This is a genomic window from Streptomyces sp. G-G2 (assembly GCF_030063135.1).
Lineage (GTDB): Bacteria > Actinomycetota > Actinomycetes > Streptomycetales > Streptomycetaceae > Streptomyces.
This window is the reverse complement of sequence record NZ_JASISO010000092.1, coordinates 1-10,853: the sequence shown is the minus strand read 5'-3', so window position 1 is coordinate 10,853 and position 10,853 is coordinate 1. Positions and strand designations below refer to the sequence as shown.

The 10,853-nt window shown below is 72.4% G+C and carries 8 protein-coding genes; 4 read left to right on the top strand and 4 right to left on the bottom strand.

Annotation, left to right across the window (positions count from 1 at the left end):
- On the top strand, positions 1–1,579 hold a 1,579-nt coding region (locus QMF80_RS37110; protein WP_283461723.1), incomplete at its 5' end, for a transcriptional regulator.
- Here QMF80_RS37110 and QMF80_RS37105 read toward each other — a convergent pair.
- Both QMF80_RS37105 and QMF80_RS37100 read right to left on the bottom strand, forming a co-directional pair.
- Complete coding sequence (locus QMF80_RS37105) at positions 1,566–3,530, bottom strand: sigma-70 family RNA polymerase sigma factor (RefSeq protein WP_283461721.1); 1,965 nt, start codon at positions 3,528–3,530, stop codon at positions 1,566–1,568. The two genes, QMF80_RS37110 and QMF80_RS37105, sit on opposite strands and share 14 nt — an antisense overlap.
- A gap of 433 nt (positions 3,531–3,963) precedes the next feature.
- Entirely contained in the window at positions 3,964–4,746 is a 783-nt protein-coding gene (locus tag QMF80_RS37100; protein ID WP_283461720.1) for a TetR/AcrR family transcriptional regulator, read from the bottom strand.
- A 342-nt stretch (positions 4,747–5,088) separates the two neighbouring features.
- Between QMF80_RS37100 and QMF80_RS37095 the strand changes: the two genes are divergently transcribed.
- Both QMF80_RS37095 and QMF80_RS37090 read left to right on the top strand, forming a co-directional pair.
- A complete protein-coding gene (locus QMF80_RS37095) occupies positions 5,089–6,507 on the top strand; it encodes an NAD(P)/FAD-dependent oxidoreductase (protein WP_283461718.1) in 1,419 nt (472 codons plus the stop codon).
- 132 nt (positions 6,508–6,639) lie between these two features.
- Positions 6,640–8,409 (top strand): ATP-binding SpoIIE family protein phosphatase, encoded by a 1,770-nt coding sequence (locus QMF80_RS37090; protein WP_283461726.1) that lies wholly within the window; start codon positions 6,640–6,642, stop codon positions 8,407–8,409.
- Positions 8,410–8,500: 91 nt separating this feature from the next.
- On the opposite strand, the gene QMF80_RS37085 is transcribed toward QMF80_RS37090, so the two are convergent.
- Complete coding sequence (locus tag QMF80_RS37085) at positions 8,501–9,790, bottom strand: MFS transporter (protein ID WP_502962996.1); 1,290 nt, start codon at positions 9,788–9,790, stop codon at positions 8,501–8,503.
- Between the two features lie 124 nt (positions 9,791–9,914).
- Between QMF80_RS37085 and QMF80_RS37080 the strand changes: the two genes are divergently transcribed.
- On the top strand, positions 9,915–10,451 hold the full coding sequence (locus QMF80_RS37080) for a MarR family winged helix-turn-helix transcriptional regulator (RefSeq protein WP_283461714.1): 537 nt from the start codon (positions 9,915–9,917) through the stop codon (positions 10,449–10,451).
- 202 nt (positions 10,452–10,653) lie between these two features.
- On the opposite strand, the gene QMF80_RS37075 is transcribed toward QMF80_RS37080, so the two are convergent.
- Positions 10,654–10,853 (bottom strand): hypothetical protein (locus QMF80_RS37075; protein WP_283461712.1); only part of this gene is annotated, 200 nt, incomplete at its 5' end.

Sequence of the window (10,853 nt, the reverse complement as noted above, 5' to 3'; positions counted from 1 at the left end):
CACCCCGGCCCCCGAGGGGGACATGCGCTACCGGCTCCTGGAGACCGTCGGCGAGTACGCCGCCGAGCGGGCCGCCGAGGTCCCCGCCGACCGCGCCGCCACCGAACTCCGCCACCTCGCCCACTACACGGCCCTCGCCGAACAGGCCGAGCCCCTGCTCCGTTCGGCCGCCCAGCTCCCCTGGATCGCCCGCGTCGAGACCGAGCTGGACAACCTCCGCACCGCCCTCGCCGTCTCCCTGTCCGAGCCGGGCCCCGGACCGGACCCCCGCCCGGGCCCCGACCCGGAGTCGGCGCAGCGCCTCGCCTTCGCCCTGGGCTGGTTCTGGTGGCTGCGCGACTACCGCACGGAGGGCGCCGCGTGGATCACCCGCGTCCTCGCCCTCGACACGGTGGAGCCGCCGGCGGACAGCCCGGAGTACTGGCGCTGGATGCGGCTCCAGCTCCTCCACATGTTCCTCATCGCGGAGACCCGCCCGATCGCGGAGTTCCGCACGCCCGAACGCCTCGCCCTGGCCGAACGGCTCCAGCGGGCCTTCCGTCGCAACTCCCCGGAGGCGGCCCGTTTCCCCGGCATGCTGTGGCCGCTGACCGCGTTCCTCCGCGGCGACTCCTACGACTTCCATGCCGCGATCGACGAGACGGTCGCCAACTGCCGCGCGTACGCCGGGGACTGGGAACTCGGCGTGACCCTCATGCTCCGCACCCACACCGCCATCGACATCATCGGCGGCCTGCCGACGGTCGACGCCGACCTCGCCGAACTCCACGAGATCGCCCGCCGCGTCGGCGACCGCTGGACCCGCGCCCAGGTCGCCAGCGCCGCCGGTGAGGTCGCGCTCTCACGCGGCCGGTTCGACTGGGCGCGCGCCGAGTACGAGGAGTGCCTGCGGCTCGCCCGCGAGGTCGGGGCGCACTTCGAGGCGCCGTTCGCGATGGCCCGGATCGCCGAGACCGTGTTCAGTACGGGCGACGCGCAGGGCGCCGAGCGGCTGCTGGAGGAAGTGGACGCCGAGGTCGAGCGGTCCGGGGTGAACGACGTAGAGGCCTTCAGCCGCCTGCTCGCCGGGATGATCGCGCTGGACCGGGGGGATCCGCCCCGGGCGCGCAAGGAGTACGAGCGGGCCCTGGCCGCGTCCGTACGGACCAGCATGCCGCCGCAGTTCGCGGCCGGGCTGGCGAACCTGGACGCCCATCTCAAGGGGCTGGAGGAGGGCCCGGAGGCGGGGCTGGCCGTCCTCTCGCCCACGCTGGCCGAGGCGATCACCGGGCACTGCGCGGAACGGGTACTGGCCGCCCTCGCGGAGACGGCGGCCCTGCTGCTGGCCGGGGCGGACCGGCCCGCCGAGTCGGTACGGGTGCTGGCGGCGGCCACCGTCTGGCGGGCCGGGCACCCGCGTTCGGTGCCGGACGAGACGCTGATCCGCGACCTGCCCGCGCGGAACCGTTCGGCTCTCGGCGCGGAGCGCTACGCCGAGGAGGCGGCGGCGGGCGCCACTTTGACCCCGCAGGACATCCTCGGCGTCCTCGTGCCCCCGGAGTCCGCGTTGGCCCGCACTCCCGGCCTCACCGGCAGCTGATCACCGCGTCCGCCCAGGCGGCCAGGGTCAGGCCGGAGTGCGGTCCCGCGTGCTCCACGACCAGCCGCAGGGCCTTGCGTCCGGTCAGCCCGACCTCGACCGGCACCGCCCGGTCGCCGTACCCGAGTGCGGCCGACTGCCACAGCCGCACCCCGTCCCCGTAGACGGAGAAGCGGACCGCGCCGTCGCCCGGCAGGGAGAGCCCGTCCACCCCCGCCCGGGCGGAGAAGGAGGAGCACTGGCGGTTGAGGGTGATCTCCACCGAGGAACGCGCGTTGACGGTGATCCCGTGGCCGTACCGCCGGTCGCCGACCACCAGCCCCCACCGCTGCCACACCCAGCTGCTGCGCCAGGTCCGCACCTCGGGACCGGCGTGGTCGCCGAGGACCGACTGGCCCAGGCTCACCAGCTGGAACCCGGCGGCCGGTGCGGGCTTCGGCGAAGCGGACGGAGACGGCTTCGGCTGCGGCGCGTGCCGCGTGGGGCTCGGCGAGGCGGGCTTCGGCGAGGGGGAGCGCGAGGGGGGCCGTACGGGCGGCGGAGCCGGTGGCGTCGATCCGCGCGGCGACGGTACGGGCGCCCGCGCGACCGGCGGCAGGGGCGTGGGCGAATCGGGCGCCGGGGACAGCGGAGCCGGGACGACGGGACGCGCGGGCGCCACCGCGCTCGGCTTCGGCGCCACCTGGGCCGCGGGCTTCGCGTCGTCCCCGGCCAGGGCGAACACCACCCCGGCCGCGGCGGCCACCACGACCCCGGCGGCGATCGCGGCCTTGGCGGGCAGCCCGAGCCCCTCGGAGGCCAGCGCCCCGGCCCCCGCTCCCGACCCGGCCCCGGACCCCGCGGCGCCCGCGCCCGCTCCCGCCGCGCCCGCTCCCGCCGTCGACCCTCCCGCGGCCGCCGCGGCGGCGCCCGCGCCGCCCGCCGCCATGACCCCACCGGCCACCACCCCGGCCGCCTTGACCGCGTACCCGGCGGCGAACCACCCGATGACCGCGACCGGAAGCAGCGCCGGGATCCCGGCGTTGACGTCCTTCAGCTCACCGGCGACCAGCCGGCACTTCACGCACTCCTCCAGGTGGCCGCGCAGTCCGCGCTCGGCCCGCATCCGCAACCCGCCCCGGGCGTAGGCGCCCAGCCGGTCGGCGTAGCGCGCGCAGTCCCCGCCCTCGCTCAGCGTGGTGCTCACATGGGCCTGGAGGTAGGCCTGCTTGAGCCCCTCCCGGGCCCGACTGGCCAGCACCGCCGTGGCGTTGGCGGTCAGCCCGAACAGCGGGGCGATCGCGCTCGGCGAAGCCTCCTCGACGGTGGTGTGCCACAGCACGGCCTGCCACCGCTCGGGAAGGCTGCGGAAGGCCTGCATGGCCAGCGACTGCTCGGCCTGGTGCATGGCCCGTACGTCCGCACCCTGCTCCAGGGTGTCCGCCCCGGGCGCGAGCCCGGTCCCGGTCCCGGCTTCGGCTCCCGCTCCGGCCTGCTCCGCGAACAGCGCGAAGTCCTCGACGAGTTGCTCCCGCTTCGCGGTCTTCGCCCAGGCGGCGGCGACCCTGCGGACCGTGGTGAGCAGGTACGCCCGTACCGCCTGGTCCGGTCCGGCCCCGCCGCGTACCGCCTGCAGGGTCCGCGCGAACACCTCGGCGGTCAGGTCGTCAGCCGTGTGGGCGTCCCGGCAGCAGGTGCGCGCGTAACGGCGTACGGAATCGGCGTGCCGGCGGAACAGCCCCTCGTAGGCGCCGTCGTCCCCGGCCCGCACCCGGGCGATCAACGCGGCGTCGGAGAGCGGCGGTTCCGCGGCGCCCGCGCCGCCACCCGTGCCCGTGCCGCCGCCCGTACCGGCCAGCCGGCCGCCGGGCTCGCGCTGGGCCGGGACCTGTCCGGCGGGCGGAGCGCCCTCATCGGACTCGCCGCCGCCCGTGGCACCGGAGACCGGATCTTCCCGCCCGTCAACGCTCATCGCGCAAGCCCCCGCAGGACACACTCAGCCGGTACACCGATCCAGCGTGTCACACGGCGAACGCGCGCCGAGCCGCTCCGTACGCCATCCACTCGTCCGGGCTGGATTCGGCGCGATACCGCACCCCACCCCACCCGTTCGAGTGACCGCCCGTTCGAGAACGGCAGCGGAATCTGGCAGTCCGGACAGTGTGGCAGCACCCGGAAGGCGCGGAGAGGCACGCACACGCACGCGCACGCAGACACGCACGCGCACGCAGACACGGAGAAGCGCCGGAGCCCGGAGCGCGGAAGAGCCCGGGGGCCGGAGAGCCAGAACCGCAGCCCCCGGACCTCGAGCTCCCGGCCCGATCCGCATCATCGGACGGTGAACCTCGGACGGTGAACCCTCAGTGGGTGAACCGTCTGCGGGTGAACCGTCTGCGGGTGAACCGTCACATGGTCCGTGAACGCAGTCCTTCGAGCAGGATGTCCAGCAGCCGGGCCGAAGCGGCCGCCTGCTGAGCCGGGTCCGGCAGCGCGGGCGCGGCCGTCGCTATCACCAGCAGGACATCGGCCACCGTGACGTCGCGGCGCAGCGCACCGGCCTCCCGGGCGCGGTCGACCAGTCGGCCGACGACCTCCAGGAGCGCACCGGCGCCCGAGTCCTCGGACGGCTCGTCCTCGATCGCCGTACGGCCGCCGACGACCCGCAGGTCCGGCTGTCCGCCGACCACCACGGCCTGGCGCTGGTGCGGTACCCGCGCCGAGTCCACGGCCTCCAGTACGGCCTGGCCGTCCTCGCCGACCGAGCCGACCCGCAGCACCTGCGGCGGCAGCAGCCGCCCGGCGCCCGAGGCGACGGAGGTGCGCAGGAAGCGCGACAGCGCCTGCCAGGGCTCCTCCTCCTGGCCGAGCGCGGCCCTGGCCTGCTCGGTCAGCCGGGAGGTCTCCTCCTCGGCTATCCGCCGGACCAGGACGTCCTTGCTCGGGAAGCGCCGGTACACGGTGCCGACACCGACCCGGGCGCGCCGGGCGACGTCCTCCATCGGAGCCCCGTAACCCAGTTCGCCGAAGACCTCGCGCGCGGCCCGCAGGACGTGTTCGAGATTGCGCTGTGCGTCGACCCGCAGGGGCGTGGAACGGCCCACACCGTGCGAGGTGCCACCAGCGATCACGCGGCCGGCACTCTCGGCCGAGAGCGCGGTCGCAGAACCATGGAAATCGGAAATGTTCATATGTTTCCCCCGGTAATCATTTGTCTCCCCCCGGAGACAGTCCCCGCCTTCGGGTCGAGGGGGCCACGGTCATGTGTGCCCTGGTCCTCACTCGTCGACGGGCTACGAACATAGTTGAGCCAGAGTCAATTCAGAAGAGGCAGCTCCGTACGGACCATCGCTCGATCGGAGCATTGACCCCCACTTTTCCGTTCCAAGCCCCCGGAATCACCCCCTCCGCACGGCCTGACCTGCGTACCTCACCCCCCACTCCGGCCCCCGAAGTACCGCTCCAGGCACCTCCCGCCGGTCACACAATCTGTCGAGCCTGTGGACAAACTCCCGGCCACGTTGCGTCATGGGATGGTGAAGGCTGCTAACTCCCGGGGCACGGCCCCCGGCACCCCGCCCCGGACACGCATCCTCGTCGTCGGCGGCGGGTACGTCGGCATGTACACGGCCCTACGGCTCCAGCGAAAGCTGAGAGCCGACGAGGCCGAGGTCACGGTGGTCACTCCCGAGCCGTACATGACGTACCAGCCGTTCCTCCCGGAAGCGGCCGCGGGCTCCATTTCCCCACGCCACGTCGTCGTACCGCTGCGCCGCGTCCTGAACCGCTGCCGCATCGTGATCGGCGAGGCCCAGCGCATCGACCACGCCAAACGGACCGCGACCGTCACCACCCTCGCCACCCCCGAGGAGGGCACCGGGGCGATCGAGATCGAGTACGACGAACTCGTCCTCGCCCCCGGCTCGGTCTCCCGGACCCTGCCCATCCCTGGTCTCGCCGAGTACGCCATCGGCTTCAAGACCGTCGAAGAGGCCATCGGCCTGCGCAACCACGTCATCGAGCAGATGGACATCGCCTCCTCCACCCGCGACCCCGCCATCCGCGACGCCGCCCTCACCTTCGTCTTCGTCGGCGGCGGCTACGCGGGCGTCGAAGCGCTCGCCGAACTGGAGGACATGGCCCGCTACGCCGCCCGGTACTACCACAACATCAAGCCCGAAGACATGACATGGGTGCTGGTGGAGGCCAGCGACCGGATCCTCCCCGAAGTGGGCCCCGACATGGGCAAGTACACGATCCGGGAACTGCGCGGCCGCAACATCGACCTCCGCCTGGAGACCCGCCTCGAATCCTGCGAGAACCGCGTCGCCGTCCTCAGCGACGGGACCAGGTTCCCCACCCGCACCGTCGTATGGACCGCGGGCGTCAAACCGCACCCCGTCCTCGCCGCCACCGACCTGCCCACGAACCAGCGCGGCAGGCTCTCCTGCACCGCCTTCCTCACTGTCGAAGGCGTCGAACACGCCTGGGCCGCCGGTGACGCGGCCGCCGTCCCCGACATCACCGCCGCCGCACCCGGCACCGAATGCGCCCCCAACGCCCAGCACGCCGTCCGCCAGGCCAAAGTGCTGGCCGACAACCTCATCCACGCCCTGCGCGACGAGGTCCTCACCGAGTACGCGCACAAATACGTCGGCTCCGTGGCCTCCCTCGGCCTCCACAAGGGCGTCGCCCACATCTACGGCCGCAAGCTCAAGGGCTACCCGGCCTGGTTCATGCACCGCGTCTACCACCTGAGCCGCGTCCCCACCTTCAACCGCAAGATGCGCGTCCTCGCCGAATGGACCCTCTCCGGGCTCTTCAAGCGTGAGATCGTCTCCCTCGGCTCCCTCGAACACCCCAGGGCCGAATTCGAACTCGCCGCGGGCGCCAGCCCGAAGAAACCCCCGGCCCCACCCGCCCCCAACCCCCCGCAGGACAGCCAGCGCTGACGTTGTCCGTGTGGTCGGCCCCACTGGACGTGTGACCATAGGTGGGCTCACACCTGCACAGAGTGACACCGTCCAGCGACCGACCACGAGCGATGTAGCGACCATCGAGCGACACCACGAGGCTTGAACGCAGTGAACTTCACGCGCTGGAGCGCCCGGTTTCCCGGAACGCAGCGCCGCGCCGCCGCCCGGATCGAACACGCCGCAGCCCAGGCCAAGCGGGGTGAAGGCTCCGTCCCGGCCGCCCGCGGCGGCCGCGCCGACCCGTCGGCCACCGGACCCGAGCGGACCCCGCCCACCCGCGACGGCGACCCGACCGGCCCCACCGACCTCACCGTCTCCGGGACCGGCACCGGCTCCGCCGCGGCGATCGCCGCCGTGCCCTCGCTCGACGTGCTCTCCGTACGGGAAGTCCTCGGCTGCCTCCCCGCCCGCGTCGCCCTCGTCCACGGCCCCGAACACCGCATCGCCTACGTCAACGACGCCTACACCTGCGGCTTCGGCCCCCGCGCCACCGGCGCCGCCGCCCACGAAGCCCTGCCCGAACTCGCCGAGCTGGGCCTCCTCCCGCTCCTCGACCAGGTCCTGCGCAGCGGAAAGCCCCGCACCGCCAAGAACCGCAAGGGCCCGGGCGGCAGCTCGTACACCGCCACCTGCACCCCGGTGGAATTCCCCGAAACCGAAGGCGCCGGACGCAGCGCGGGCGTACTGATCCACCTCGCCGACGTCACCGACCACGCCGAAGCCGTCGAACGGCTGCGCGCCGCCGAACGCCGCCAGCGCGAAGCTGTCGTCACCCTCCAGCGCTCCCTGCTCCCGCAGGAACTGGAACAGCCCGACGACCTGCGCATCGCGGCCACCTACCAACCCGGCGGCACCGAAGCCGCCGTCGGCGGTGACTGGTACGACGTCATCACCCTCGGCGCGGGCCGCACCGCCCTCGTCATCGGCGACGTCATGGGCCGCGGCGTCCGCGCCGCCGCCGTCATGGGCCAGCTGCGCACCGCGGTCCGCGCCTACGCCCGGCTCGACCTGCCGCCGCACGAGGTGCTCCAGCTCCTCGACGGCCTCGCCGCCGAGATCGACGCCAGCCAGATCGCCACCTGCGTGTACGCCGTCCACGACCCCAGCGAGGGCCTGCTGGCCTACGCCTCCGCGGGGCACCTGCCCATCCTCGTCCGCGACGAGGACGGCACGGTCCGCCGCGCCGCCGACCCCACCGGCCCCCCGCTCGGCACGGGTGGCTGGCTGCACACCTCCGGCACCATCGCCCTGGGCCCCGGCTCCACCGCCGTCCTCTACACCGACGGGCTCGTGGAACGCCGGGGCGAGGACATCGACGAGGGCGTGGCCGCTCTGGAACGCGCCCTCTCCGGCGCGCTCGGCACCCCCGCCGTCATCTGCGACCGTCTGATGCGCGCGCTGGGCGTGGACGCCGACCACGACGACGACGTCGCCGTGATGGTCCTCCAGCAGCCCGCCCGCGTCGGAACCGAGGCCGAGCTGTTCCACAACGCGGCCCTGGAACTCCTGGGCGGCATCGAGGCGGCCCCGCGCGCCCGGGCCTTCGCCCAGGGAGTCCTCGCCTCCTGGCGCTTCCCGGTGGAACTGTGCGACCTCGGCGTGCTGGCCGCCAGCGAACTCGTGGCGAACTCCCTCCAGCACGGCACCCCGCCCATGCGCCTGCGGCTGCGCCGCACCGACCGGCGCCTGATCATCGAGGTCACCGACGGGGACGACCACCTCCCGCGCCGCCGTCGCGCGGAGCCGGCGGACGAGACCGGCCGCGGCATCTCGATCGTCGCGACCATCGCCTCCAACTGGGGCACCCGCCGCACCCCCGGCGGCGGCAAGGCCGTCTGGTGCGAATTCGCCCTGCCGGACAAACACCCCGCCCGATAGCCGCACACACGCAAAAGCCCCGGTCCTGTGGACCGGGGCTTTTGCGCACGCACTGACGGTCCTCCTGGACCGCCTACACCTGCGCCTGCGCCTACGCCGACACGGGCTCGGCGATGACGGCGGCCCTCGGGACCGCCACCGGAGCCGGAGCGGCCTTCAGCAGCGACGGGTTGTCCTGCGCCGGAGTCAGCTGCTTGCCGAGCCGCAGCGCCAGCCAGGCGATCCCGAGCGAGACCGCCACGAAGATCCCGATGTACAGCATCGGCAACCCGGCCCCGAGCGGCACACCCAACGGCCCCAGCGCCAGCGCCATCTGCTTGACCAGCGCGAAAGCCGAGTTGTACTGGCCTATGGACCCCTCCGGCGCCAGGTCGGCCACCAGCGGCGCCAGCGTCGGCGACAGCATGGCCTCGCCGATACCGAAGAGCGCGTACGTCGAGATGAACGCGGCGGCGGCCATCATCGCGCTGCCGTGCCCGAGCCCGGAGAACCCGGCTATGAGCCAGGCGCCCGTCCAGATCAGACCGACCAGCGCGATGACGCGCGACCGGCGGCGCTTCTCCACCAGCCGCAGCACCACGAACTGAGCCACGACGATCGCACCGGTGTTGGCGGCCAGGGCGAAACCGAGGGTCGAGGGGGATATCCCGGCGGCCTCGGTGCCGAAGGCGGCGAGGCCCGACTCGAACTGGCCGTAGCAGGCGAAGAAGATCACGAAGCCCAGCACGCACAGCTGAACCATCGCCTTGTGCTCCAGCAGCCGCTTCCAGCCGCCCCCGCCCCGCTGGGCCGGGTCCTTCGGCACCGCGTCCTTGATGCTCGGCGCGTGCGGCATCCGCACGGTGGCGATCACGCCCGCCAGCACCAGGAACATCACGGCCTCGATGCCGAACAGCAGAGTGAAGCTGCCGGGACGGTCCACGTCCACGATCTGGCCGCCGATGAGGCCGCCTATGCCCAGACCCAGGTTCTGCATGAAGAACTGCAGTGCGAAGGCACGCGTCCGGGTGCTCGGGGTGGAACACCACACGATCATCGTCGCCAGCGCGGGCTGCATGACGGCCTGCCCGGCGCCCAGCGCCAGGGCCGACAGCAGGATCGGCACAACGCCGGTCGACAGCCCGAGCGATATCGCGCCCACCGAAGCCGCCACCGCCGCGCCCATGACCACGGGAACAGGCCCGCGCCGGTCGATGACCCGACCGGTGAGGGGCAGCGCGAGCAGGGCACCCAGGGCGAACGCCACGAACGCGCACGTCGCCGTAGCCGCACCCAGGCCTCGCACCTGCGCCACGTAGATATAGAGGAACGGAACCGTGAAACCGATACCGAACGCGGTCAGCGCGTTCCCGGCCTGGATCCTCCGCATCGCAGCGCCCATCACCTTGGTCACTTCTCACCTGCCTTCACTACTGAAGCCTCAAGACTTCATACCTAAAGTTCGATCCTTAACTCTACACACCGAAGGAGTTAGACGCCAATGAGCTTCGTGCCATACTTCGACCATGGGTGACACCCCCGACGGCGCTACGCCCGTCCACGAGCCGAGCCTCGATGAGCAGATCGCCGTCTATCAGCGCGAGTTCCAGGACCTCGACCCCCAGGTCGAGAAGGTCGTGTCGGCCCTGAGCCGCCTCAACCGCCGGATGAACGTCGCGTACGGCCGCCAGACCGCGGCCCTGGGCATCAGCAACGCGGAGTGGGAGGTCCTCAAGGCCCTCGTGCTCGCGGGCGACCCGTACCGGATGGGCCCGAGCGAGCTGGCCAAGCAGCTGGGCCTCACGCCCGCGGCGATGACCCACCGGATCGACCGCATGACCGCGGACGGCCTGGTGACGCGAGAGCGTGACGAGTCCAACAGGGTCCGCGTGATCGTGGAGCTGACGGACGAGGGCCGCAGCAAGTGGCTCGACGCGATGCGCGCGGCCACGGTCTTCGAGGAGGACCTCCTCCAGGACCTCTCCACCGTGGAGCGCGCCCTGCTCGGCGACATCCTGACCCGCCTGCTGGACCGGGTCGAAGGACTCCAGTCGCCCGCCTGATCGAGTACCTGAACCCGGGGTTGACACCAGCCCCCGGGATCCGTAAGGTTCTTCGAGTTGTCCCCGGGCCGGTTCGGTTCCGTGGCAACGCATCACGCCGCCTCGTAGCGGCACCCAACTCAGCACGATCTCCCACCGGGAACGAATTCGGCATGCCCGAATTCATTTCCAAGGCCCGATTATGAGCCGCCCGGGAAATCCGCTAGAGTTCGGGAGTCGGAACGGCCCAACAGCCGGAAAGACAAACCCGCTGACTGGGAGTCAGGCCCGAAAGGGTCTGATAGAGTCGGAAACGAAGAACGAAGCCCGGAGGAAAACCCGCGAGGGTGAGTACAAAGGAAGCGTCCGTTCCTTGAGAACTCAACAGCGTGCCAAAAATCAACGCCAGAAGTTGATACCCCG

Coding starts and splice junctions, on each gene's coding strand:
- QMF80_RS37105 (WP_283461721.1), bottom strand. CDS start 3,530: ATGAGCGTTGACGGGCGGGAAGATCCGGTCTCCGGTGCCACGGGCGGC.
- QMF80_RS37100 (WP_283461720.1), bottom strand. CDS start 4,746: ATGAACATTTCCGATTTCCATGGTTCTGCGACCGCGCTCTCGGCCGAG.
- QMF80_RS37095 (WP_283461718.1), top strand. CDS start 5,089: ATGGTGAAGGCTGCTAACTCCCGGGGCACGGCCCCCGGCACCCCGCCC.
- QMF80_RS37085 (WP_502962996.1), bottom strand. CDS start 9,790: ATGGGCGCTGCGATGCGGAGGATCCAGGCCGGGAACGCGCTGACCGCG.
- QMF80_RS37080 (WP_283461714.1), top strand. CDS start 9,915: ATGGGTGACACCCCCGACGGCGCTACGCCCGTCCACGAGCCGAGCCTC.